Origin of the sequence: Rhizobium sp. NZLR1b, assembly GCF_019685155.1 — a bacterium.
Taxonomy (GTDB): Bacteria; Pseudomonadota; Alphaproteobacteria; order Rhizobiales; family Rhizobiaceae; genus Rhizobium.
This window is the reverse complement of the sequence record NZ_JABDWC010000001.1, coordinates 452,875-476,087: the sequence shown is the minus strand read 5'-3', so window position 1 is coordinate 476,087 and position 23,213 is coordinate 452,875. Positions and strand designations below refer to the sequence as shown.

The window sequence follows — 23,213 nt, the reverse complement described above, 5'->3', positions numbered from 1 at the left end:
CCCCGGCCCCCGGTGCTTTATCAGGCTTCGAGCCAGACATATTCGGCAAATGCGTATCCCATCTGGCCGCCGAACGGGCTGGGTTCCAAACCCTTGAGCTTGGCTGTGGTGGCGTCGACATTCGATATATAGGCTGGAATGATGGTGCCGGCTTCCTGGGCGACCATGACCTGCATCTCATTGTAGATCGCCTTGCGCTTCTCCTGGTCGAGCGTACCGCGAGCCTCGATCAGCATCTTGTCGAACTTCTCCGACTTGTATTGGCTTTCATTCCACGGAGCGTCCGAGGTGTAGAGCAGGGAGAAGAGGATGTCAGGGGTCGGCCGTGGGTTGATATTGCCGAAGTGGATCGGCGCCTTGAGCCAGTAGTTGTCCCAGTAGCCGTCGGATGGCACGCGCTGGACATCGAGCTTCATGCCGATTTCAGCACCGGCGGCCTGGATGATCATCGCCATGTCGATCGACGAGCTCGCCGCGTCGGAAGCGATGATCGGAATGGATTGGCCGAGGACGCCTGCTTTTTCGAAGTGGAACTTCGCCTTCTCGGGATCGAAGTCCCGGGCTTTCAGGTCCGCATTATGATAGAAGTTTGCTGGTGAAACGGGTTGGTCGTTGCCAACCTCGCCGAGACCGCGCAACGCCGATTTGACGATCTGTTCGCGGTTGACGAGAGACTTCATGCCTTCGATGAAGTCCCGCTTGTTACCGGGCTCCATATCCAGCCGCATATTGAGGTTGGTATAGTTGCCGGAGGTCGTCTTCGACAATGTGAACCCGTCGCCCTGAGCCTCGATGAGGCGCATGGAGCGCGGATTGATCGTGGCTGCGAGGTGGATATCGCCCGCAAGCAGGGCGTTGACGCGGGCATTGTCGTCGCTGATCGCGAAATATTCGAAGGAATCGACGTTCGGGCCCGATTTCCAGTAGTTCTTGTTTTTGATCCCGACCGAGCGAACGCCGGGTTCGAAGACCTCCTTGACGAAAGCGCCGGTGCCATTCGCCTTCGAAAAGTCGGTCGTCCCGTCGGCAACGATCATGAAGTGATGGATCGACAGGATGGTCGGCAAGTCGGCATTTGCGCTGGCCAGCGTGATCTCGACGGTCTGTTTGTCGACCGCCTTGAAGCCCGTCATTTGGGCGGCGATCTTGGCGACCTTCGAACCGACGGAGGGGTCGAGATGGCGCTTCAGAGAGAAGACCACGTCGTCGGCGGTCAGCGGCTTGCCATCGTGAAATGTGACGCCGCTCTTCAGCTTCACCGTCCAGGTCTTCGCATCCTTGGAATCGATCGCCTCGGCAAGCTCCATCTGCGGCTTACCGCTTTTGTCGAGGATGGTAAGGCGGTTGTAGAAGGAGCAGCACCGAACATAGTCGGTGGAGAGCGACGCCTTGGCGGGGTCGAGCGTATCGGCAGTGGAGGACGACCAGCCGGCCGCCTTGAGCGCGCCGCCGGAAACGGGCGTCGCCGCAAGCGCCTTGCCGGCGCGGCCAAGCACGAGCCCGCCTGCGGACATGGCTACGCCGCCGGCGAGCATCATATGCAGCAGCTCGCGACGGGTCGCGCCATGACGGATGGCGGTTTCGACCATGGCGTCGTCGGAGCTGGTCCAATTGGTAATCTTGTTGTTCATCTCATTCCCCTTTTTTCTATGGCGGGCTGCCCGTTTCGGGCAGGCCCGATCCGGTTTTAAAGTCAGGCGCGTGCAGCAGCCACGGCATCTGTTAGGCCTGCCATGGACGTGAAATGGAAATCGGGTTTGGTGAACTCGACCGGCTCGATCGTTCCGCCGTAACCCTTTTGGGCTTGTCGCCGCTCGATCCAGCAATTGGCCAGCCCGAGTTCCCTGGAAATCCCGATATCGTGGTACTGGCTCTGGGCGACATGCAGGATGTCGTCCTTCGAATGGCCTTCCGAGGCAACGTAGGCGAAGACCGTCGCGAAGAACGCGGGATCGGGTTTTTCGGTGCCCGTATCGTCGGCCGTGAAGGCAGCATAAAACGGATTGCCGAGTTCCTTCTCGAACAAATTAAATGCCCAGCGGCGGGCATTGGTCATCGCAACGAGGCGGTAATCCTTCCCGAGTTTGGCCAGCGCTGCGGCGCTGTCAGCGAAACCCTTCCAGCTCTTCACAGAGTCCCGTAGTCGTTCGCCATATTTTCGATCAGCAGGCAGACCGAGCTTCGGTGCGATCGCGAGGTAAACGCGCACGAGGTCGTCGGGAAATAGGCCGGCATCCTCGGAGTAGCGGGCTGCGCGATAGAGGCTAAGCGCCTGCTCGCCATCCACCGTGCTTCCCACCTCGGCCGCGATCTCGGCGAAACAGGCCTTGATGCCGCCCTCGAAGTCGATGAGCGTACCGACGACGTCGAATGTCATGTATCTGAATTCCGGAAGGCTCTTGCTCACGTGAATTCCCCAGTGTTCGGCTCCAGCGGGAGCGCGGTTTCTCGAAGAAGAATATTCTGTTCCCGCAGGCAGGATCATTGTCCCGCTCTTATGTGGAAGGCCCCGCATTTGCCGGGATCCGAGCCCTTCACCGATATTAGTTTGTCACCTGCACTGCGCCGGAATCTCCTGAAAGGCGCTATATGGCGGCACAAAATACCGAATCTGCCCCTTTCGCGATATTCTCGCGCTTGCATCGCCGGTGCACATCCGATCGGTCACAGTCTCGTCCAGCGTGAAGCATGTGCGCCGGACGGAGCTTAGCGTTCCGGTGCAGCCGGTGGCAGTCTATCGATGAACGCCGTCGCGCCCGCTGAGAAAAGGAGGGTGCTTTCAGCCCAATCGAAGATGCCGCGACTGCCGATGTTCGCTGAGCGGCGCCAGCCCCGCATCAGTCGCGCATCGCTCTGATGCGGACTCAAGCCTGCGCCAACCCGGGATGAGCCGCAATATCGATCGAGATGAACTGATTGCGCTCAGGCTATCCTTGGGTATGCAGAAGTAGCGTGTGAAGCGGGTCGCAAACGATCGGTCGAGTCGCGTCTCGACCCGACGCCTAAGATGGCACCTGGAGGGTGATGTGCCATAGCCGATTTCAAAGCCGCGCTGGCCAAGCGTAGAATTCGCGACAAGTCCAAGAATTTCTGCAAGCCCCGGCTTGGGGTATCCTGCATGCGCGGGACCCACCTCAGTGCATCATCGCCAGCGCTGCCGCAAAGAAATCCTCGCCTCCAAAGTTTCCCGACTTCAACGCCAGAAGCATGTCGCCCTGGGTATTGCCGACCGTGCGCAGCACCGGCACGCCGGGCGCAATCTCCGGTCCGATCAGAAATGCCGGAATGGCGAGCCTGTCGACGGCTGCCCCCGAGGTTTCGCCGCCTGCGACCACGAGGCGCCGCACGCCTCTTGCCACCAGCTCGGCGGCGATGATCGATGTGGCGGTCTCGATCGCGTGGCCGGAGGCCTCTCGTCCATAAAGTGATTGCAGCCGAGACACGGTTTCGGGTGCGGCGCTCGCGGCGACCACGACGGGGCCGGCGGCGATGCGGTCTCCCGCCCAGGAAATCGCCGCGGCGATCTCATCCGGGCCGGCAAGCAGCCGCTCCGGGTCGAGCCGCAGGACGGGCATCGACCGTTCGGCGACGTCGAGCTGGCGCAGCGTTGCCTTGGAACAACTGCCGGCGACGATCGCTGAAAACCCGCCAACGGGGCGAATGGCATCCGCCGGCGCTGCACCGCCGGACGATATCCGACCGGAGCGGACGAGCGCGCGGGCAAGGCCGAGACCGAGGCCGGACGCACCGGTGGACACCGGCGTTTCGAGTGCGATCTCGCCGAGCGTTTCGAGATCCCGCTCGAAAATTGCATCGGCGATGGCGGCGGTGACGCCTGCATTGCGCAGGGCGTCGAGCCTCGCCTTGATGGCGCCGCGTCCGGCCGCAATGGCTGCCAGATCGATCAGCCCGACAGCGCCACGCGATTGTCGGGTGAGGACCCGCACGAGATTGGCATCGTGCATCGGATTGAGGGGATGGTCTTTGAGCGGACTTTCGTTCAACGGCTGTCCGCCGACGAAGAGATGGCCAAGATAGACGGTGCGTCCCGTTTCCGGGAAAGCTGGTGTAACCAGCACGACGCCGCCGCCGGCCGCATCGTTCAACGCCTCTGTGACCGGACCGATATTGCCGGCATCGGTGGAATCGAAGGTCGAGCAGATCTTGTAAAGCACGTGACCCGCGCCGCGCCGGCGCAGCCATCGCTCGGCGCTGGTCGCGGCCGTCACGGCGTCCGAGGCCGGGACCGAGCGGATCTTCAGGGAAACGACGACGGCGTCGACATCCGGCAGCATGAGCGACGGATCGGGAATGCCGACCGTCTGTACCGTGCGCAGACCGTTCTTCGTCAGCGTGTTGGCGAGGTCGGAGGCGCCCGTATAGTCGTCAGCGATTGATCCGAGCAAAATAGCCATCGTCTAGCTCCGTGCAAAAGGTCTGAACCAGCCGAGGCCGTCCAGGGTGTGGCCGCGCGGGACGTATTCGCAGCCGATGAAACCGTCGTAACCCAGGCGGTCAATTTCGCTGAACAGATAGGGATAGTTCAGTTCCTCCCCGTCCGGCTCGTTGCGGGACGGCACGCTGGCAATCTGGATATGGCCGATGATCGGCAGCAGGCGTCGCAACGCCATCGTGACGTCGCCGTGGATGATTTGACGATGATAGATGTCGAACTGGAGTTTCAGGTTCGGCAGACCGCATTCGGCAATCAGGCTTTCCGCCGCGCCGAAGTCGCTGAGGAAATATCCCGGCATGTTTCGCCGGTTGATCGGCTCGAGCAGGAGATCGATGCCTCTTTCCGCGAGCCGTCCGGCAGCGTAGGTGACGGAGCGCCGGTAAGAGGAGGAGGCGTCTTGGCCACCAGGGTCGGCGATGCCTGCCATCAGGTGCAGCCGCTTGACGCCGGTCGCCGCCGCATAGTCCAATGCCCGCTCGACATCCGCCTTCAGCGCATCGAACCGTCCGGGAAGAGCCGCGATGCCGCGCTCGCCTGCTGCCCAGTCGCCCGGCGGCAGGTTGAACAATGCCTGCTGCAGATTGTTGCGGGCAAGCCGTTCGGCGATTGCGTCCGGCGCCGCGTCGTAGGGAAAGAGATATTCGACGGCGGAGAAACCGGCATCGGCTGCGGCGTCGAAGCGATCGAGGAATGCCCATTCGTTGAACATCATCGTCAGGTTGGCGGCGAAAACCGGCATGATTGGAGTTCCTTTACAGGCTCTGCGGGTTTTTGGTGGAACCGGGCAATTCCGCGCCGGAAAGCTGGGCATAAAGCCGCGCGAGCGAGGAATCGTCGTCACGGCCCATGCCGGCGCCGGCGGCGGCCAGATACATTTGCAGGGCTGCTGCCGCGAGCGGCACCGGATAACGCTCGGAGCGGGCCATGTCTTGGACGATGCCAAGATCCTTGACGAAAATCTCGATGCTGCTGAGCGGCGTATAGTCTCCGGCCAGTACATGCGGCACGCGGTTTTCGAACATCCACGAATTGCCGGCCGAGGCCGTGATCACCTCATAGACCTTGTCGAGGTCGAGGCCTTGCTTGGCGGCAAACGTTATCGCTTCACAGGCGGCTGCGATGTGTACCCCAGCGAGAAGCTGGTTGATCATCTTGAAGGCCGCGCCCGCTCCGGCCGCATCGCCGAGTTCGTAGACCTTGCCGGCCATGGCGTCGAGACCCGGACGGGCGGTGTCGAAGGCCTGTCTGGAGCCCGACGCCATGATCGTCAGCTCGCCAAGCGCCGCCTTGGCCGCGCCGCCCGAAATCGGCGCGTCGAGATAGTGCAGGCCGAGAGCCTCGACCCGTTGTGCCAGATCGCGTGCGACCGCAGGATCCATGGTTGCCGACGAGATGAAAACGGCCCCGGGCTTCATCATCCTCGCGACGCCTTCAGGGCCGAACAACACGGCCTCGGTCTGCGCGCCGTTGACGACCACGGAGACGACGATGTTGGCGCCCTTCGCCGCGCCGGCTAGGGTCGTCGCGCCACGTCCGCCATCGGCGATGAAGCGGTCCACTGCCGCTTGCGTGATGTCATATCCAACGACATCGAGCCCCGCGCGCTTCATCGACCGGGCCATTCCGAGCCCCATGGAACCAAGGCCGATGACGGCCGCGACGACGGCAGGCCCCGAGTTTTCAGCAAATGGCGACATCAGGAAGTTCTCCAGTCCTGTGAGAAAGTCTGTGCCCCGCCGGGTGCAATCCCGGAGAGGCTTTAGAGCGCCGTGCGTCTGTAAGACGCGCTAAGGACGCAGAGCCATGATTTTCTCCTCCGATTGTTGCCGCGGTCTCCTGTCGGTCCTCCCGCAGCACGCCAAGCCATTTGTGGCAGCGCTGCCATTTGCATTAGTCTATTTTGGCAGCGCTGCCAACACCAAATTGGTAGCGCTGCCAAAAAAACCTTGCTTCTTGGCAGGGGCAGTGAAAAATGGTGACAGCGCGGTGGTTGCCGGCCGACATCTAGCAGCCATCCCAAAAGCGTGAGTTCAGACATACCATGGAATTCAAACAGCAGGTGACGGTAACGCTTGCCGAAGTCGCGGAAGCGGCCGGTGTTGGCGAGAGTACGGTGTCGCGTGTGCTGCGCAATCACGGCTCGTTTTCCGGCAAGACGCGGGAGCGGGTGATGGCCGCTGTCGAACGGTTGGGCTATGTGCCGAACCGGATCGCCGGGACGCTGGCCTCCACCGGTTCGCGTCTCGTTGCCTTCGTCATTCCCTCGCTGTCCAACATCGTCTTCCCCGATGTGCTGCGCGGCGCCAGCGCCGTCCTGGAGGAAAACCGTTATCAGGCGGTGTTCTCCGTCACCGACTATGATCCGGGCAAGGAGGAAGCGCTCGTCGCCGCGATGTTGGCCTGGCGGCCGGCGGCGGTCATGCTGGCCGGATACGAGCATACCGACGGGACAGTGAAGATGCTGCGCGCCAGCGGGTGCCGGGTCGTGGAACTGCTCGATCTGGACGGAGATGCGCTCGATATCGCTGTCGGTTTCTCGAACCGCGCGGCCGGGCGGGGGAGCGCTGCCTTCCTGCTTAAGCGGGGCTATCGCCGGATCGGCTATGTCGGTCACGACCTCAATCGTGATACCCGCGCCGGCAAGCGGTTTTCAAGCTTTTGCGAAACGCTCGAGGCCTCTGGCGCGCCCCTCGTCGCGCGCGAAATTCTCGCCGGCGCTTCGTCTGTGGAAAACGGCAGACTGGGGTTGGAGCGGCTGCTTGGTCGGACGACCGATCTCGATGCGGTTTATTTCTCCAACGACGATATGGCGCTGGGCGGCTATTTTCACTGTCTGGCTGAGGGGATCGCTATCCCCTCGAAGCTCGCCATTTTCGGCTATAACGGCCTCGATATCGGCCGGGCGATACCGCAGCCCTTATCGACCATCCGAACACCGCGCGTGGCGACGGGAGAGATAGCCGCACAACTGGTCGTCGCCAACGCGCCGTCCCAGGCCGTCGATCTCGGTTTTGAACTGATCGAAGGCGCAACCGCGTAATATGGAGGAAGTGTCATGTCCGACGCGCGCCAGCGTGAAGAAATTTGCCGATACGGCCGCTCGCTGTTCGAGCGCGGGCTGACGCCCGGTTCGTCGGGCAACATATCGTTGCGGCTCGATGACGGTGGCTGGCTGGTCACGCCGACCAACGCCTCGCTCGGTTTTCTCGATCCGGCACGGATCTCCAGGCTCGACGCCGAATGCCGGCTCTTGTCCGGCGACAAGCCGACCAAGGAAATTCCGCTGCACACTGCTCTCTACGATACACGCGGCAGCGCCCGCGCCATCGTCCATCTTCACTCCACCCACGCGGTGGCGCTGACCATGCTGCCGGAGATCGATCCGCGCGCCGCCCTGCCGCCGATGACGCCATATTATCTCATGCGCGCCGGTGAAACCGCTCTGGTGCCGTATTACCGTCCCGGCGATCCAGCGGTGGCCGACGCCATCCGCGGACTGGCGGGCAAGTATTCGTCGGTGCTTCTGGCCAACCACGGACCTGTCGTTGCCGGTGACAGTCTGGAGGCGGCGGTCTTTGCGACCGAGGAACTGGAGGAAACGGCGAAGCTCTATCTGCTGTTGCGCAATCTCAATCCCCGTTACCTCAGCCCCGGGCAGGTGACCGATTTGGTCGACACGTTTGGCCTCGACCTTCCTTCGCATCACGATCACGACGACCATTGAACGGCTAGAACAAGATTCTGAGTTTAGGGCGCGAAAACCGCTCACCCTTGTCGGTACTCTGCTCTAATCGAGCGCAGACAGCACCGATGCCGTGATCGCGTCCGTCTTGTCCTTGCCGGGAATTGCGCCGATGCCGCGTGCCGTCGTCGCCTCGATTGCGGCCATTACCTCTCCGGCAGCAGCCGTTTCTCCCAGATGCTCCAGCATCATTGCGCCCGACCAGATGGCGGCAATCGGATTGGCGTTGCCGAGATGGGCGATATCCGGCGCCGAGCCGTGCACCGGTTCGAACATCGACGGCGCCGAGCGATCGGGATTGATGTTGGCGGAGGCCGCGAAGCCGAGCCCGCCCTGGATGGCGGCGCCAAGGTCGGTCAGGATATCGCCGAACAAGTTGGACGCGACGACCACATCGAGGCTTTCCGGCGCCATGACCATGCGGGCGGCCATGGCGTCGATATGGTAGCTGGTCACCTCGACATCGGGATATTCAGCGGAAAGCCTGTGGGTGATCTCGTCCCAGAAAACCATCGAATATTTCTGCGCGTTGGACTTTGTCACCGAGGCAAGCTTGCCGCGGCGCGCACGGGCTTGTTCGAAACCGAACCTCAGGATGCGCTCGACCCCTTTGCGGGTGAAGATCGAGGTCTCCACTGCCACCTCGCTGTCGGTCCCCTGATGAACACGGCCACCGGCGCCGGAATATTCGCCTTCGGTATTTTCGCGAATGCAGAGGATGTCGAAGTTCTCCGACCGCAACGGTCCCTGCACACCCGGCAGCAGCCGGTGTGGGCGGATATTGGCATATTGCACGAAAGCCTTGCGGATCGGCAGCAGAAGCCCATGCAATGAAACGGAATCCGGCACTTTGCGAGGCCATCCGACCGCCCCGAGCAGGATGGCATCGAAGGATCTCAGCGTTTCGATGCCATTGCCGGGCATCATGCTGCCGTTCGCCAGATAGTAGTCGCAGGACCAGGGATAGCTGGTTGCATCAAGAGAAAATCCGTTCGATTGAGCTGCCTTTTCGAGTACGGCCCAGGTTGCTTCCGTCACGTCGTGGCCAATGCCATCTCCGGGCAGAAGGGCGATCTTGTAGGTCTTCATCGCAGGTCCTCATAGGCTGATGAGCACACGCTTGCTCTTGCTGTTGGCGAACTGGGCTTCGAGGCCGGGACCTTGCCGATCCCAGACGGCGTATCGCGGTCGCTCGGCAATGACTTTAGAGGGAGGCTCAGGCTTTATTTGCCGAAAGTGACCGAGATTTGGTCGATTGTTGTGTTTGCGCCGGCCTCGCCAGTGAATTGTATCGAGCGGCCTGTTCCGGTCCAGGCGGAAAAGTTTCCGAGCGCACGATACCGCCAATAAGGCTGCAGTGTCCCCGTTGAGGCCGGGCGGCTCAGATAATCGAACGCAGCCCGAGATAGGTCGCCAAACTGACGGCGGAGAGGGCAATCGTCAGCTTGGGCCTTGCATCGTCGAACATGGCCGCCAATAAAAGGCCGAGCATCACGATGACAAATTTTGCCCAAAGATCCTGATCGGAGACAGTGAAAGCGATTGTCGCCAGAAAGACGGCACTTGCGACGATTGTCACAGGGGCAGCTTTCTCGGCGAGATCGCCGCCTGGGAAATATGGTAGAAGGAAACGCCGCATGCTCAAGCCTGAAGCGACGCTCAAAAGAAGACAGGTCAAGACAAGGTGCAACATGGGGTCGTCGCCGATCGATCTGCAGATGGACTTGCAGATGCAAGCGCCATGCCAGCCGCAATCGCCGTACGGCAGGGCAGTGCCGCTGCTTAATGGCTATTTCCGCGGCGTAGCGATCCTTTTTTCGGCATTCGCCTGCTTGGTCGGTTCGCGGATGGCGTGACATTCAGTGGCGATCGCGTTGGGGATTGGAGCGTGGACGATGAGCCCTCAAAACAGGCCATCCGGATTTCCGGCTCGCTTTTTCGTCCGATGCCGAAACCGGCTTGAGCTGGGACAATGATTTTTATATAGAGAATTATCCTTCTCCTTAATTCTGGAACAGAGATCTTTCATTGGACCTGTCGTCGATCGAGATATTCCTCGCTGTCGCCAGCGACCGCAGCATTACCAAGGCTGCCAAGGCCGTCGGGCGGGTGCCGTCGAATGTGACGACGCGCATCCAGCAGTTGGAGGGGGATCTCGGCGTTTCCCTGTTCAGCCGTGACGGCAAGAAAATGACGTTGACCCGAGAGGGCGAGACGTTCCTGGCCTACGCCAACCGGCTGACGGCGCTTGCGCTTGAAGCGCGCCAGGCCGTGCGGCCTCTCGCCCCGTCGGGAGCATTGCGCGTCGGCACCATGGAGAGCACGGCGGCAAGCAGGCTGCCGGCGGCGCTGACGCAATTCAACCGGATGTGGCCTGATGTGTCGCTTCATCTGACGATGGGCGCATCCCGCGATCTCGCCCGCGCCGTCGTGACCGATGCGCTGGACTGTGCGCTGATTGCCTGCCCGCCGAAGACGATGCGCGGGGAAGACGTGGGTTTCGAGGCCGAGCTCAAGGGGCTGGAGATGGAGCCGGTCTTTGTCGAAGACCTGTTGATCGTGCTGCCGTCCGGGCATCCCGCGATCAAATCCGCTGCCGACCTTCGCGTCGGGTCGATTGCCGCTTTGGAACCCGGCTGCACCTATCGCAGGATCGCCGAAAACTGGGCGCGCAAATCGAGCGCCCTGCCGACGAGCGAGCATGGCTCCTACCATGCGATTCTGGCGAGCGTCGCGACCGGCAATACCGCCGGCGTCATGCCGAGATCCGTTCTCGACCTCATGCCCTGGCCGACGTCCGTCCAGACCCATCAACTGGGGCTCGTTGAGACGCTGCTGGTCTACCGCAAGAACGATCGCCCCAGCGCATTCAACGCATTTCACGAAGTCCTCAACGCGACAAAAGGCAGAGATATCAGGCTTGCCACAAACAGCCCTTGGCTCTCCCTTCAAACCGCCGGATAATCCTCGCTCAAAATTGGTCTTGTCATGCAGTATCCCGTTTCCCCGAAGGTGGGACCGAGCCGCTTCCACCGCTTCCGTCTGTTTTCACCGATTTTGGCTGGCGCGACTTTACGCGAGCGGTTGATCGGATGCGTCGGCGCTTTGCTGGCTATCGGCCTCACCGGCGTCATCAGCGGCTATTTGTTCGGGCAGGGGCCGCATCTTCCCCTGATCGTGGCGCCGATGGGAGCATCGGCAGTGCTGCTTTTCGCGGTGCCTGCAAGCCCGCTTGCGCAGCCGTGGTCGATCATCGGCGGCAATACGATTTCCGCCCTGATGGGAATCATCGCCGCCTATTTCATCCACGATCCGATCATCGCGACCGGCGTCGGGGTGTCGCTTGCCATCGGCGCCATGTCTTTCACGCGATGCCTTCACCCGCCGGGAGGAGCCGCGGCACTGACCGCCGTGCTCGGCGGTCCCGTCGTCGCCGGCTGGGGATTCCTCTTTCCCTTCGTGCCGGTCGCTTTGAACTCCTGCATTCTCGTCGGCCTCGGCCTGTTGTTTCACAAGCTTTCCAGGCGGAACTATCCGCATGTCGTTCCCAAACCGGCGGAGAACACTCATCGCACGATCGACCTGCCGTCTGCCGTGCGAGTGGGTTTTCGTGAAGAGGATGTCGATGCCGCTCTTGCGGCGCTCGACGAAACCTTCGACATCGACCGTGCCGATCTCGGCCGGCTGCTGCTGCAGGTCGAGCTGCAGGCGGCGGTCCGCTCAAACGGCAAGATCAACTGCGCCGATATCATGTCGCGCGACGTGATTGCCGTCGGCGAAGCTGCAGAACCGGATGCCGCGCGGCACCTGCTTTTGAAGCACAATATCCGGACGCTGCCGGTGAAGGACCCGGAGGGCCGTCTGATCGGCAGCGTCGGCTTGCGGGAATTGTCGACCAGCATCGATACGATCGCAGGCGCAATTTCAAAACCGGCGGTGGCAAGGCCTTCGGATCCGGCCCTGTCGCTGCTGCCCATTCTGACGGACGGGCGCACGCATGCCGTCATCATTGTCGATGACGACCACCGGATCCTCGGGCTGATATCGCAGACCGATCTCCTGAGCGCAGTGGCGCGGCTGCTACCGAAGGACAGCGTCCCGATCCCGGCCGTGGCCTGAGCGGTGGTCGTAGAGTGTCAAGCAGAGGGGAGAATGAAACGGTGTTGATCGAGCGCGACGCGAATGGGGATTATATCCTGGACTCATCCGAACTCGCGGAACGGTTCGGACTGTCGCTGGCCGATCTCCGCCGTCACATGCGGCGTGGCTCCCTCGTCAGCACCGTGGAAATCGGCACCGCTGAACACGAGGGCACCAAGCGGGTGTCGCTACGGCTCGGCAACAGGCTTTGGCGCGCGGTACTGAATGATGCGAATGAGGTGCAGCACGAGCAGATGGTCGTGCTTCGGGGAAAACCATCCGGGCGAAACCCAGGCTGACCTCATCGTCATGAGGAACTGCCCTGATGCCGCCGCTCTGCTCAGAGCGCCTTTTGCAATTTAGGCAGGGCTTCGAACAGATCGGCGACGAGGCCGTAGTCGGCGACCTGGAAGATCGGCGCCTCCTCGTCCTTGTTGATGGCGACGATCACCTTCGAATCCTTCATGCCGGCCAGATGCTGAATGGCCCCGGAAATGCCGGCGGCGATATAGAGATCAGGCGCCACCACCTTGCCGGTCTGGCCGACCTGCCAGTCGTTCGGCGCATAACCGGCATCGACGGCGGCCCGGGAGGCGCCGACGGCAGCACCGAGCTTGTCGGCAAGCGGCAGGATGACTTCCCTGAACTTCTCGGCAGAGCCGAGCGCCCGGCCGCCGGAGAGGATGATCTTCGCAGAGGTCAGTTCCGGGCGGTCGGAGGCCGACAGCGCGTCCTTGACGAAGGTCGACAGGCCCGGATCGGCAACCGCCGGGATCGCCTCGACGCTGGCGGAGCCGCCTTCGGTGGCAGACGCGAAGGAAGCGGTGCGCACGGTGATCACTCGTCTGGCATCGCTTGCCTGCACCGTCTGGATGGCATTGCCGGCATAGATCGGCCGCTTGAAGGTATCGGCGGAAATGACTTCGATGATCTCCGAGACCTGGGCGACATCGAGCAGGGCAGCCACCCGCGGCAGCACGTTCTTGCCGACCGAGGTGGCGGCCGAGATGATCGTGTCATAAGAGCCGGCGAGCGAGACGATCAGGTCGGCCAGCGGTTCGGCCAGATTGTTGGCGAGTGCGTCGCTTTCGGCCAGCAGCACCTTGGAGACGCCGGAGAGTTTGGCAGCGGCATCGGCCGCAGCCCTGGCGCCCTTGCCGGCAACGAGGATATGGATATCGGCGCCGATTTTTGCCGCCGCCGTCAGCGCCTTGGCGGTCTGGTCGGAGAGGCTGACATTGTCGTGGTCAGCCAGAAGAAGAATGGTCATGATGGTGTTCTCTCTTTCCTGCCTTAAAGCACGCCGGCTTCGTTCTTCAGCTTGTCCACAAGCTCGGCGACCGACTTGACCTTGACGCCGGCCTTGCGGCCCGACGGCTCCTCGGTCTTCAGCACCTTCAGCCGCGGCGTCGTGTCGACGCCGAAATCGGCCGGGACCTTCTTGTCGAGCGGCTTCTTCTTCGCCTTCATGATATTCGGCAGCGAGGCATAACGCGGTTCGTTCAGCCTGAGGTCCGAGGTGATGACCGCCGGCAGCTTGATCGAGATCGTCTGCAGGCCGCCATCGACTTCGCGGGTGACCTGAGCCTTGCCGTCACCGATCTCGATCTTCGAGGCGAAGGTCGCCTGCGCCAGCCCCAGCAGAGCCGCCAGCATCTGGCCGGTCTGGTTCGAATCGTCGTCGATCGCCTGCTTGCCGACGATGACGAGGCCGGGCTGCTCGGCATCCGCCACGCCCTTGAGGATCTTGGCGACAGTGAGCGGCTCGACCTGATCGTCGGTCTCGACCAGGATCGCCCGGTCGGCGCCCATGGCGAGTGCGGTCCGCAGCGTCTCCTCGGCCTTGGCAGGACCGATCGATACCACCACCACTTCCTCGGCCTTGCCGGCTTCCTTCAGCCGCAGCGCCTCTTCCACCGAGATCTCGTCGAACGGGTTCATCGACATCTTCACATTGGTTAGCTCGACACCCGAACCATCCGGCTTCACCCGGATCTTCACGTTGTAGTCGACGACGCGTTTGACGGGCACGAGAATCTTCATCGGTTTTCCCTAAGCAAGCGTGTAGGCGGTTTTGACCGAGGTATAGAATTCCGCGGCATATCGGCCCTGTTCGCGGGGACCGAAGGACGAGCCCTTGCGGCCGCCGAACGGCACATGGAAATCGACGCCGGCCGTCGGCAAATTGACCATGACCATGCCGGCTTCGGCGTTGCGCTTGAAATGCGTCGCATGCTTCAGGCTTGTGGTGGCAATCCCGGAGGATAGGCCGAAGCTGGTATCATTGGCGACGGCGAGCGCCTCGTCATAATCTTTCACCCGGATGACGGCAGCGACCGGGCCGAAGATCTCTTCTCGCGCGATCCGCATCTGGTTCGTCGCTTCGGTGAAGAGCGCCGGTTCAAGATAGAAGCCGGGTGTCGCCCGTTCCAGCCTGTTGCCGCCGAAGGCAAGCCTTGCGCCTTCCTGCCGGCCGATATCGATATAGCCGGTGTCCTGCCGCAACTGGCTTTCGTCGACGACGGGGCCGATATGCGTGCCGCTCTTCAGAGCGTCGTCGACGACAAGCCTCTCGAGACGTCTGGAGAGTGCCGCCACGAAGGGGTCGTGAATGCCTTCGGTCACGATCAGCCGCGAGGATGCGGTGCAACGCTGGCCGGTGGAGAAGAAGGACGAATTGGCGGCCGCCTCGACGGCGACCTCGAGATCGGCATCGTCAAGGACTACGAAGGGGTTCTTGCCGCCCATCTCCAGCTGGAACTTGCGATTATGCTCTATCGACGCGAGCGCGACGCGTTTTCCTGTCGCCGTCGACCCGGTGAAGGTCAGGGCGTTGATATCGGGGCTGTCGAGCATTGTCTGGCCGACCACGCTGCCGCGTCCCATGACGAGATTGACGACGCCGGCCGGCGCGCCCGCCCGATGAAGGATCTCGATGAGGGACCAGGCTGAGCCCGGTACGAGATCGGCGGGTTTCAGGACGACCGTATTGCCATAGGCAAGTGCCGGCGCGATCTTCCAGGCGGGGATCGCGATCGGAAAGTTCCACGGGGTGATCACGCCCACGACGCCCACCGGTTCGCGGGTAATATCGATGCCGATGCCGGGGCGCACCGATGGCAGCGTTTCGCCTGACAGCCGAAGAACCTCGCCTGCAAAGAAATCGAAGATCTGACCGGCGCGGGTGACTTCGCCGATCGCTTCGGGCAAGGTCTTGCCTTCCTCACGCGCCAACAGGCGTCCGAGTTCCTCCTTGCGCGCCAATATCTCGTCGCCCGCCTTCTTCAAGATGGCGTGGCGCACCAGGATCGGCAATTGGGACCAAGCCGGTAAAGCCGACTTCGCGGCTGTGATAGCGGTACGGACGTCATCAGCGCTGGCGCGGGAAAATTCGCCGACGACCTCGTTAGTATCGGACGGGTTTATGTTCACCGAAGTATCGCCGGCAACCCATTCCCCGGCAATCAGGTTTTTGTGCAACATGGAAGTCCCCATTCAGTGCAGTCCGAGATAGGCCTTGCGGACGTCTTGGTTGTCGAGGAGGGCGGCGCTGTCGCCGGAGAGGTGGATGCGGCCGTTGACCATGACGTAGGCCCGCTGCGAAAGCTTCAGCGCATGATTGGCGTTCTGCTCGACCAGAAATATCGTCTTGCCCATCGCCGCGATCTCCCTCAAAACCTCGAAAACGCGCTTGACGATCAGCGGCGCCAGGCCGAGCGACGGTTCGTCGAACAGGATCAGCTCGGGCCGCGCCATCATGGCGCGGGCGATGGCGAGCATCTGCTGTTCGCCGCCAGACATGGTGCCGGCGGTCTGATTTCGACGCTCTTTGAGGCGCGGGAAGAGCTCGAACATGGTGTCCCGGTCTTCTTCGAAATGGGCCATGCCGATCGGCGTCGTGCCCATCATCATATTCTCTTCGACGGACATCTCCTGATAGATCTGCCGTCCCTCAGGAACGAGCGCGATGCCGCGCCGGGAAATTTTGCTGGTCGGCATATGGGAGATGTCTTCGCCACGATGCAGGATTTTGCCGGATGAGGCGCGCGGCGCGCCGAAGATGGAAGACAGCAGCGTGGTCTTGCCGGCCCCGTTTGCGCCGATCAGGCTGACGATCTCGCCGGCTGAGATATGAACGTTGACCGCCTTCAGCGCTTCTACCGGGCCGTAATGGGCGTGAACGCCGGCAAATTCGAGAAGCGGTACCTGCGTGTCGGACGACTGGCTCATGCTTGCACCTCTTCTTCGCTGACACCGAGGTAGGCGGCGACGACGGCCGGATCGTTGGCGACGTGCTGCGGCGTGCCGTCGGAGATCACCTCGCCATGATCGAGCACGACGATGTGGTTCGAAATGCGCATGACGAGACCCATGTCGTGCTCGATGACGAGAACCGTCTGATCGTGATCGGCACAGAGCCGCTGGATGACCTCGGCCAGATCCAGCGTTTCGGAAGGGTTTAGGCCCGCAGCCGGTTCGTCGAGGCAGATGAGGCTCGGGCCCGTGCACATGGCGCGGGCGATCTCGACGCGGCGCTGCCGGCCATAAGGCAGTTCGCCGGCCAGGCGGTTGGCGTCGTCGGCAAGCTTCATTTGTCCGAGCCAGTGGTAGGCCCGGTCGATGGCCTCTCCCTCGGCCCTGCGGAACGCCCGGGTCCGGAAAACGCCGCTGAGGATGTTGTTGCGGGTGGCCAGGTGCTGGGCGATCAGAAGGTTCTCGATGACCGACATCTCCTTGAAAAGGCGGATGTTCTGGAACGTCCTGGCGATCCCGGCGCGGGTGACGAGGTGCGAGCCGCCGGTGATCGGTTTCGTCACCAGTTCGCCGATGTCAGTCGGACCATCGCGCCCGTTCAGCATGATGCGGCCTTCGCTGGAGCGATAGAATCCGGTGATGCAGTTGAACATCGTCGTCTTGCCGGCGCCGTTGGGGCCGATCAGGGCGGTCACCGCGCCGCGTTCGACCGAGAAGCTGACGTCGCGGTTGGCGACGATGCCGCCGAAACGCATCGTCACATTCTGCACTTCGAGGATGGGGCTGTTCATCGTCCCGCCTCCGCCTTGCCCTCAAAGGACAGTTCGGTGCCGATGCCTTCTTTCATCGAACTCGGAAAGAATGCCGGGCGCCGGATGCGGACCAGGCCGCGGGGTTTCCAGATCATCATCACCACCATCAGCACGCCGAAGACCAGAACGCGGTATTCGGCGAACTCACGCAGAAGTTCCGGAAGAATGGTGAGAACGAGCGCTGCCGAAATGACGCCCGCCGTCGATCCGAGGCCGCCAAGCACGACGATCGCCAGGATGAGGGCGGATTCGAAGAAGGTGAAGGAGGTCGGGTTCACGAAGCCCTGTTGCGCGGCGAAGAAGACGCCGGCGAGGCCCCCGGTAGAGGCGCCGAGCATGAAGGCCGTCAGCTTTGTGAAGACGTGATTGACGCCGAGCGAACGGCAGGCGATCTCGTCTTCTCGAAGCGCTTCCCACATGCGGCCGAGAGGGATGACGCGCAGGCGCTCCACGGCATAGATGACGAAGCAGACGACGAGAAACAACACCAAGTAGAGGAACCAGAACCGGTAGTCCGCATTGTAGGGGATGCCCAGATATTCATGAATGGGAACGCCGCCCTGTTTGGCCGTGCGGGTGAATTCGAGGCCGAAGAGGGTGGGCGCGGGAACCGGAGCGCCGTTGGGTCCGCCGGTGAATTCCAGCCAGTTGTTCAGCACGAGACGAATGATTTCGCCGAATCCCAGCGTGACGATGGCAAGATAATCGCCATGCATCTTGAGAACGGGAAAGGCGAGGATCATGCCGAAGAGACCGGCGAGAAAAGGCGCAAGGATGAGAGCGCCCCAGAACCCGATGCCGAGATATTGCGATCCGAGCGCCAAGAGATAGGCGCCGACGGCGTAGAAGGCGACGTAGCCAAGATCGAGCAGCCCCGCAAGCCCGACGACGATATTGAGCCCCAGGCCGAGCAGGCAATATATCAGGGCGAGGATTGCAATCCCCAGGAAGTATTTGTCGGCAAAAAACGGCAGGCTCAACCCGGCGAGAAACAGCAGGGCAAGGACCAGCGCCGGCGACCTTTCCCTGCCGGTCATGACGGTGACGCCGGCGCCGTTGCCTGCCATGCGCCGGGTGAGTTTTTGGCCGAGGCGGCTCATCTGGAAAATCGAGAGTGCCGATCGGCCTGCCGTGACGACGGCCGCCAGCAACACCGCGCGCATCAGTTCGTTCGTGAACGAAAATCCGTCGAGCACCAGTCCCGAGATGGGTCCGAACAGGATGAGGGAAACCGTAAAGGTGAGGAGCGCTTCCTTGAAAAGCGCGCGAAGGCGGTTGGATTCCATGGATCTTGCTCCTCTCTCAGACTTTCTGGATTTCCGGCCGGCCAAGCAGGCCGTACGGTCGGAAAAACAGGAGGGTGATGAGCAATGCGAAGGCGAAGACGTCCTTGTAGTCGGTGCTGACATAGCCGGCGAACAGAGCCTCGGTCAGGCCAAGGACGATGCCGCCGAGCACGGCGCCGGGCAGTGAGCCGATCCCGCCGAGAACCGCGGCGGTGAAGGCCTTGATACCCATGACGAAGCCGATGAAAAAGTTGAAGGAACCGTAGTTGAAGGTAACGAGCGTTCCGCCGACTGCGGCCGTGGCGGCGCCCATGACGAACACTGTCGAAATGATCCGGTCGGTGTTGACCCCCAGTATTGCCGAAATCCGGATATTCTGCTGGGTGGCGCGGCATTCGCGGCCGATCCGGGTGTAGTTGATCACATAGGTGAGCACGCCCATGGCGATCAGCGACGCGAACAGGATCACCGTCTGCATATAGGTAATCTGCGCGAAATGGACATCGCCGCCGATGCGAAACGCGCCCTGGATCAGCGTCGGCACACCCTGGTCGCGCGCGCCCTGGGCGATCTGGACATAGCTCTGCAGCATCAGCGAGATGCCGATAGCCGATATCAGCGGTGCAAGCTTGGTCGAGCCGCGAAGCGGCCGATAGGCCACGCGCTCGATCACCCAGCCATAGACGGCCGTGATCGCGCAACTGATCACCAGCACGGAAATCAAGGCGAAAGGAACCGACTGAACGCCGAAATAACCAAGGACGGCAAGCGTGATGGCGGCGATGTAAGCCGATACCATATAGACGTCGCCATGGGCGAAGTTGATCATCCGGATGACGCCATAGACCATGGTGTATCCGACCGCGATCAGGCCGTAGATCGTCCCGAGCGTAATGCCATTGAACAATTGTTGAACCAGGATGTAAAAGTCCATGGTGAACCCCTCTTATGTTTTTCGGGGATGGGTAAGCCGGCCGAACCTCGAGGTCCGGCCGGCCCCGGCGAAATTACCTTACTTCACCAGGACAGGGGTTCCCTTGTCGTCGAAGTTGTAGAAGACGAACTTGAAGTCCTTGATGTCGCCTTTTGCGTCCCAGGTGATCTTGCCGATGGCGGAATCGACCGTGTTGCTGCGGAGATAGTCGGCCTGGGCCTTCAGCTCGTCGCCGGCCTTCAGTGCGGCAACGACGGCCTGCGCGTTGGCGTAGCCATAGAGCACATAGTTGGCCGGCGTGATGTTGGCTTTCTTCAGCGCATCCTGGACGCCCTGTGTGGAGGGATCGGCCAGCGGGTCCGGCGTCGCCGAATAATAGACGTTCTTGAGATTCTGAGCGCCGCCGGCGGCTGCGACGAGTTCCGCCTGGGCGAAGGCGTCGCCGCTGACGACGACCACGTCGACACCCTGCTCCTTCAACTGGCGGATCAGCGGACCGCCTTCGGGAATGAGGCCGCCGAAATAAACGGCGTTGGCGCCGGAGCTCTTGATCTTGGTGACGAGCGCGTTGAAGTCGCGTTCGCCGCGTGTCAGGCCTTCATACATCACCGGCTTTACGCCGCGTGCCTCGATCGTCTTCTTGACGGCGTCCACCAGGCCCTGGCCATAGGTGTCCTTGTCGTGGATGAGGGCGATCTTGTCCCGCTTCAGCGTATCCAGGATGAAGCTGCCGGCGACGACCGCCTGCTGGTCGTCACGGCCGCAGCCGCGGAACAAATTGTCGAAACCGCGATCGGTCACGGCCGGATTGGTCGAGGACGGCGTCATTTCGAGGATGCCGGCATCATTGTAGATTTCGGAAGCGGGGATCGTGTTGGACGAGCAGAAATGCCCGATCACGGCCTGGACCTTGTCCTGATCGACGAAACGATTGGCGACGGCAACGGCCTGCTTCGGTTCGCAGGCGTCGTCACCCTTCACCAGTTCAATCTTCTTGCCGTTGATGCCGCCCGACGCATTGACGTCGCTGACATAGGCGGAGACGCCGCTGAACACCTGCTCGCCAAAGGTCGCATTGGCGCCGGTAAACGGGCCGGCGACGCCGATCTTGACCGTGTCGGCGGCCAAAGCATTGGAAAACAGCAAGGCGGAGGCGATGGCGGTGGCGCTGAGAAATTTCGAGATGGATTTCATTGTGCTTTTCCCTCTGGTTGAAGCCATTCGATTTTTAGTCGTTCTAGACGCGGTTCAGCCCGCATTCATGCTTCGTCATTTAGGCGAAGATCTTATTTTTGTTATGTAATTTGTGTTTTATGCAAACGTTGAGAACGCAGGTTTCGCGAGTTTTGTTCCTTTTCTTAATTGACACTTATATGATAAGTGACATATACGAAGATCGTCAAGCGGAAATGTTGCGGCATCGCTTGCAACAGTGAAGAATGGCAGGACGCATGGCTGCGCGAACGCGGCCTCGAACGTTGGAAAAGCGGGGAACAAGACGGTGACGAGCACGCCACGAAACTGCCGGGTAGGCGTCGATATCGGCGGCACCTTTACGGATATCGCTCTCGACCTCGATGGGGCGCTTCACTCGACGAAAATCCTGACGGATTATACGGCGCCGGAACGGGCGATCCTGATGGGCGTGAAGGCCGTCGCCGAGATGGCGGGTATCGCTCTTTCAGAGATCGGCATCCTCATCCATGGCACGACGCTTGCCACCAACGCGCTCATCGAGCGGCGCGGTGCCAAGACCGCCTTCGTGACGACGGAAGGTTTTCGCGACGTGCTGGAGATGCGTACCGAGAACCGTTTCGAGCAGTATGATCTCAATATTACCCTGCCGCCGGCTCTCATCGGGCGCGCCGACCGCTTCGTCATCCGTGAGCGTATCGATGCGGCGGGCAAGATTCTGCTTGATCTGGACGAGGCTTCGGTCGCTGCCGTCGTCGAGAAGATCGCGGCGGGCGGCTATGAAAGCGTGGCGATCGGCTTCATCCATGCTTATGCCAACGGCGCGCATGAAGTCGCCGTTCGCGACGCGATCCTGAAGCGCCTTCCTGACGTTTCCGTTTCGATCTCGTCGGAGGTTTCTCCGCAGATGCGCGAATTCGAGCGCTTCAACACGGTCTGCGCCAATGCCTATGTCAAGCCGGCGATCAAATCCTATCTCGACCGTCTCGTCGTATCGCTGAAGGATATCGGGGTCGGCTGCCCGGTCTTCATGATCCACTCCGGCGGTGGCATCGTCTCCGTCGAGAGCGCCTCGGAATTTCCGGTCCGCCTGGTCGAATCCGGTCCGGCGGGCGGCGCGATCTTTGCGGCCGACATTGCCCGTCAATACGGTCTCGATACGGTTCTTTCCTTCGATATGGGCGGCACGACCGCCAAGATCTGCCTGATCGAAAACCAGGTGCCGAAGACGGCCAAGACTTTCGAGGTGGCGCGCACCTATCGCTTCCGCAAGGGATCCGGCATGCCGATTTCGATCCCTGTCGTCGAGATGGTCGAAATCGGCGCCGGCGGCGGTTCGATCGCTTCGATCGACGCAATGCGTCAGATCCGCGTCGGGCCGCATTCGGCTGCCTCCGAGCCGGGCCCGGCCTGTTATCAGCGCGGCGGCAAGAACCCCACCGTCACCGATGCGGACCTCATCCTCGGCAAGCTCGATCCCGCCAATTTCGCCGGCGGCGCGATCCCGCTTTCGCTCGAGGCGAGCCGCCAGGCGATGAGCGACGATATCGGCTCGGTCATCGGCCTCGACCCGGAAGCTTCCGCTTACGGCACATGCGAAATGGTCGACGAAAACATGGCCAATGCCGGTCGCGTTCACACCGTCGAGAACGGCAAGAACATTTCCGATTTCACCATGATCACCTTCGGTGGCGCGGGGCCGCTGCATGCCGCGCGCCTCTGCGAGAAGATGGGCATCTCGACCTTCCTCGTTCCGCCGGGTGCCGGCGTCGGTTCGGCGATCGGCTTCCTCAAGGCGCCGTTCGGCTATGAGTCCGTTCGCAGCGCCGTCTTCAACCTGTCGAATTTCGAATATTCCGAGGCCAACCGGCTCCTGCAAGCCATGAAGGCCGAAGCGCTCGGCTTCGTCGAAGGCGGGCTCGACGCAGGCTCCCCGGTGATCGAACGCACGCTGTTCATGCGCTATGCCGGGCAGGGCTGGGATATTCCGGTGCCGTTTACCGACGACAATTTCGACGCCGCGAGCGCTGAGACGATCGCCGCCTTGTTCGAAAGGGAATATGAGCGCTTCTTCGGTCGCGCCATCGAGGGTCTCGCTATCGAGATCGTCAGCTGGTCGGTAAAGGCGAGCTCGCCGCTCCCGCCGGTCGAGCGCATCCCGTCCGTCGCCGAAGGCGATATCGTGCGACCAAGCAAGACCCGCCGCCTGTTCGAGGCTTCGCAAGGGTCCTATCTCGAAGCCGGCATTCACGAGCGCACCACGCTGAAGCCCGGCGACGTGGTCAACGGCCCCGCCGTCATCGTCGAGCGCGAGACCTCGACGGTTCTCACTGCCTCCTTCAAGGCCATCGTCCAGCACGACGGCTGCCTTTTCGTAACCCGGATCTGAGGATAA

22 protein-coding genes are annotated in these 23,213 nt (G+C 61.7%); 7 read left to right on the top strand and 15 right to left on the bottom strand.

Translation table 11 applies throughout. The features are described 5' to 3' along the window. Nucleotides 1-20: 20 nt before the first annotated feature. The 5 genes from HJB84_RS02145 to ltnD form a co-directional block, all read right to left on the bottom strand. Nucleotides 21-1,631 carry an ABC transporter substrate-binding protein gene (locus tag HJB84_RS02145; RefSeq protein WP_221115149.1) on the bottom strand — a complete coding sequence of 537 codons (1,611 nt, stop codon included), beginning with the start codon at nucleotides 1,629-1,631 and terminating at the stop codon, nucleotides 21-23. 62 nt (nucleotides 1,632-1,693) lie between these two features. Then, on the bottom strand, nucleotides 1,694-2,407 hold the full coding sequence (locus HJB84_RS02140) for an HAD-IA family hydrolase (RefSeq protein ID WP_221115148.1): 714 nt from the start codon (nucleotides 2,405-2,407) through the stop codon (nucleotides 1,694-1,696). Between the two features lie 727 nt (nucleotides 2,408-3,134). Further along, the gene (gene otnK, locus HJB84_RS02135; RefSeq protein ID WP_207584637.1) at nucleotides 3,135-4,415 is read right to left on the bottom strand and encodes a 3-oxo-tetronate kinase; all 1,281 of its coding nucleotides are present in this window, start codon (nucleotides 4,413-4,415) and stop codon (nucleotides 3,135-3,137) included. A 3-nt stretch (nucleotides 4,416-4,418) separates the two neighbouring features. Further along, nucleotides 4,419-5,195, bottom strand: a complete 777-nt coding sequence (gene otnI, locus HJB84_RS02130; protein ID WP_221115147.1) for a 2-oxo-tetronate isomerase — start codon at nucleotides 5,193-5,195, stop codon at nucleotides 4,419-4,421. A 13-nt stretch (nucleotides 5,196-5,208) separates the two neighbouring features. Then, nucleotides 5,209-6,153, bottom strand: coding sequence for an L-threonate dehydrogenase (gene ltnD, locus HJB84_RS02125; protein ID WP_221115146.1), 945 nt, complete (start codon nucleotides 6,151-6,153; stop codon nucleotides 5,209-5,211). 106 nt (nucleotides 6,154-6,259) lie between these two features. Here ltnD and HJB84_RS02120 point away from each other — a divergent pair, with 106 nt between their 5' ends. Genes HJB84_RS02120 through HJB84_RS02110 form a run of 3 tightly spaced genes read left to right on the top strand, consistent with a single transcriptional unit; the run spans nucleotide 6,260 to nucleotide 8,180 of the window. Next, nucleotides 6,260-6,484: a hypothetical protein gene (locus HJB84_RS02120; protein WP_207584640.1), complete on the top strand. Its 225-nt coding sequence runs from the start codon at nucleotides 6,260-6,262 to the stop codon at nucleotides 6,482-6,484. 13 nt (nucleotides 6,485-6,497) lie between these two features. After that, on the top strand, nucleotides 6,498-7,496 hold the full coding sequence (locus tag HJB84_RS02115) for a LacI family DNA-binding transcriptional regulator (protein WP_221115145.1): 999 nt from the start codon (nucleotides 6,498-6,500) through the stop codon (nucleotides 7,494-7,496). Nucleotides 7,497-7,511: 15 nt separating this feature from the next. Next, entirely contained in the window at nucleotides 7,512-8,180 is a 669-nt protein-coding gene (locus tag HJB84_RS02110; RefSeq protein WP_221115144.1) for an aldolase, read from the top strand. A gap of 63 nt (nucleotides 8,181-8,243) precedes the next feature. Here HJB84_RS02110 and HJB84_RS02105 read toward each other — a convergent pair whose 3' ends face one another. Both HJB84_RS02105 and HJB84_RS02100 read right to left on the bottom strand, forming a co-directional pair. Next, nucleotides 8,244-9,287 (bottom strand): tartrate dehydrogenase, encoded by a 1,044-nt coding sequence (locus tag HJB84_RS02105; protein WP_207584643.1) that lies wholly within the window; start codon nucleotides 9,285-9,287, stop codon nucleotides 8,244-8,246. 292 nt (nucleotides 9,288-9,579) lie between these two features. Further along, nucleotides 9,580-9,891, bottom strand: coding sequence for a hypothetical protein (locus tag HJB84_RS02100; RefSeq protein ID WP_207584644.1), 312 nt, complete (start codon nucleotides 9,889-9,891; stop codon nucleotides 9,580-9,582). A 335-nt stretch (nucleotides 9,892-10,226) separates the two neighbouring features. Here HJB84_RS02100 and HJB84_RS02095 point away from each other — a divergent pair, with 335 nt between their 5' ends. The 3 genes from HJB84_RS02095 to HJB84_RS02085 are packed head-to-tail and all read left to right on the top strand — an operon-like array spanning nucleotide 10,227 to nucleotide 12,637. Then, nucleotides 10,227-11,162: a LysR family transcriptional regulator gene (locus HJB84_RS02095; protein WP_221115143.1), complete on the top strand. Its 936-nt coding sequence runs from the start codon at nucleotides 10,227-10,229 to the stop codon at nucleotides 11,160-11,162. A 24-nt stretch (nucleotides 11,163-11,186) separates the two neighbouring features. After that, on the top strand, nucleotides 11,187-12,317 hold the full coding sequence (locus HJB84_RS02090) for an HPP family protein (RefSeq protein ID WP_221115142.1): 1,131 nt from the start codon (nucleotides 11,187-11,189) through the stop codon (nucleotides 12,315-12,317). A gap of 41 nt (nucleotides 12,318-12,358) precedes the next feature. After that, nucleotides 12,359-12,637 (top strand): DUF6522 family protein, encoded by a 279-nt coding sequence (locus HJB84_RS02085; RefSeq protein ID WP_221115141.1) that lies wholly within the window; start codon nucleotides 12,359-12,361, stop codon nucleotides 12,635-12,637. 41 nt (nucleotides 12,638-12,678) lie between these two features. Here the strand turns inward: HJB84_RS02085 and HJB84_RS02080 are convergent, their stop codons facing one another. From HJB84_RS02080 to HJB84_RS02045, 8 genes are all read right to left on the bottom strand, one after another. Then, nucleotides 12,679-13,608: an electron transfer flavoprotein subunit alpha/FixB family protein gene (locus tag HJB84_RS02080; RefSeq protein WP_221115140.1), complete on the bottom strand. Its 930-nt coding sequence runs from the start codon at nucleotides 13,606-13,608 to the stop codon at nucleotides 12,679-12,681. Between the two features lie 23 nt (nucleotides 13,609-13,631). Next, entirely contained in the window at nucleotides 13,632-14,381 is a 750-nt protein-coding gene (locus HJB84_RS02075; protein WP_221115139.1) for an electron transfer flavoprotein subunit beta/FixA family protein, read from the bottom strand. A 9-nt stretch (nucleotides 14,382-14,390) separates the two neighbouring features. Further along, nucleotides 14,391-15,821, bottom strand: a complete 1,431-nt coding sequence (locus HJB84_RS02070) for an aldehyde dehydrogenase family protein (RefSeq protein WP_221115138.1) — start codon at nucleotides 15,819-15,821, stop codon at nucleotides 14,391-14,393. Nucleotides 15,822-15,833: 12 nt separating this feature from the next. Next, nucleotides 15,834-16,568 (bottom strand): ABC transporter ATP-binding protein, encoded by a 735-nt coding sequence (locus HJB84_RS02065; RefSeq protein WP_221115137.1) that lies wholly within the window; start codon nucleotides 16,566-16,568, stop codon nucleotides 15,834-15,836. Next, nucleotides 16,565-17,383, bottom strand: coding sequence for an ABC transporter ATP-binding protein (locus HJB84_RS02060; RefSeq protein ID WP_221115136.1), 819 nt, complete (start codon nucleotides 17,381-17,383; stop codon nucleotides 16,565-16,567). Before HJB84_RS02060 ends, HJB84_RS02065 begins: the two co-directional genes overlap by 4 nt. Further along, nucleotides 17,380-18,690 carry a high-affinity branched-chain amino acid ABC transporter permease LivM gene (gene livM / locus HJB84_RS02055; protein WP_221115135.1) on the bottom strand — a complete coding sequence of 437 codons (1,311 nt, stop codon included), beginning with the start codon at nucleotides 18,688-18,690 and terminating at the stop codon, nucleotides 17,380-17,382. The genes HJB84_RS02060 and livM overlap by 4 nt, the downstream gene beginning before the upstream one ends. Before the next feature lie 16 nt (nucleotides 18,691-18,706). After that, nucleotides 18,707-19,624: an ABC transporter permease subunit gene (locus HJB84_RS02050; RefSeq protein ID WP_221115134.1), complete on the bottom strand. Its 918-nt coding sequence runs from the start codon at nucleotides 19,622-19,624 to the stop codon at nucleotides 18,707-18,709. A 78-nt stretch (nucleotides 19,625-19,702) separates the two neighbouring features. Next, entirely contained in the window at nucleotides 19,703-20,818 is a 1,116-nt protein-coding gene (locus HJB84_RS02045) for an ABC transporter substrate-binding protein (protein WP_221115133.1), read from the bottom strand. Between the two features lie 307 nt (nucleotides 20,819-21,125). Here HJB84_RS02045 and HJB84_RS02040 point away from each other — a divergent pair, with 307 nt between their 5' ends. Continuing rightward, nucleotides 21,126-23,207: a hydantoinase/oxoprolinase family protein gene (locus HJB84_RS02040; protein WP_221115132.1), complete on the top strand. Its 2,082-nt coding sequence runs from the start codon at nucleotides 21,126-21,128 to the stop codon at nucleotides 23,205-23,207. The last annotated feature ends 6 nt before the right edge of the window (nucleotides 23,208-23,213 follow it).

Excerpts from the sequence above, each read along its gene's own strand:
- HJB84_RS02145 (WP_221115149.1), bottom strand. The coding sequence starts at position 1,631 with ATGAACAACAAGATTACCAATTGGACCAGCTCCGACGACGCCATGGTC.
- otnK (WP_207584637.1), bottom strand. The coding sequence starts at position 4,415 with ATGGCTATTTTGCTCGGATCAATCGCTGACGACTATACGGGCGCCTCC.
- otnI (WP_221115147.1), bottom strand. The coding sequence starts at position 5,195 with ATGCCGGTTTTCGCCGCCAACCTGACGATGATGTTCAACGAATGGGCA.
- ltnD (WP_221115146.1), bottom strand. The coding sequence starts at position 6,153 with ATGTCGCCATTTGCTGAAAACTCGGGGCCTGCCGTCGTCGCGGCCGTC.
- HJB84_RS02120 (WP_207584640.1), top strand. The coding sequence starts at position 6,260 with ATGATTTTCTCCTCCGATTGTTGCCGCGGTCTCCTGTCGGTCCTCCCG.
- HJB84_RS02115 (WP_221115145.1), top strand. The coding sequence starts at position 6,498 with ATGGAATTCAAACAGCAGGTGACGGTAACGCTTGCCGAAGTCGCGGAA.
- HJB84_RS02110 (WP_221115144.1), top strand. The coding sequence starts at position 7,512 with ATGTCCGACGCGCGCCAGCGTGAAGAAATTTGCCGATACGGCCGCTCG.
- HJB84_RS02105 (WP_207584643.1), bottom strand. The coding sequence starts at position 9,287 with ATGAAGACCTACAAGATCGCCCTTCTGCCCGGAGATGGCATTGGCCAC.
- HJB84_RS02100 (WP_207584644.1), bottom strand. The coding sequence starts at position 9,891 with ATGTTGCACCTTGTCTTGACCTGTCTTCTTTTGAGCGTCGCTTCAGGC.
- HJB84_RS02090 (WP_221115142.1), top strand. The coding sequence starts at position 11,187 with ATGCAGTATCCCGTTTCCCCGAAGGTGGGACCGAGCCGCTTCCACCGC.
- HJB84_RS02080 (WP_221115140.1), bottom strand. The coding sequence starts at position 13,608 with ATGACCATTCTTCTTCTGGCTGACCACGACAATGTCAGCCTCTCCGAC.
- HJB84_RS02075 (WP_221115139.1), bottom strand. The coding sequence starts at position 14,381 with ATGAAGATTCTCGTGCCCGTCAAACGCGTCGTCGACTACAACGTGAAG.
- HJB84_RS02070 (WP_221115138.1), bottom strand. The coding sequence starts at position 15,821 with ATGTTGCACAAAAACCTGATTGCCGGGGAATGGGTTGCCGGCGATACT.
- HJB84_RS02065 (WP_221115137.1), bottom strand. The coding sequence starts at position 16,568 with ATGAGCCAGTCGTCCGACACGCAGGTACCGCTTCTCGAATTTGCCGGC.
- HJB84_RS02060 (WP_221115136.1), bottom strand. The coding sequence starts at position 17,383 with ATGAACAGCCCCATCCTCGAAGTGCAGAATGTGACGATGCGTTTCGGC.
- livM (WP_221115135.1), bottom strand. The coding sequence starts at position 18,690 with ATGGAATCCAACCGCCTTCGCGCGCTTTTCAAGGAAGCGCTCCTCACC.
- HJB84_RS02050 (WP_221115134.1), bottom strand. The coding sequence starts at position 19,624 with ATGGACTTTTACATCCTGGTTCAACAATTGTTCAATGGCATTACGCTC.
- HJB84_RS02045 (WP_221115133.1), bottom strand. The coding sequence starts at position 20,818 with ATGAAATCCATCTCGAAATTTCTCAGCGCCACCGCCATCGCCTCCGCC.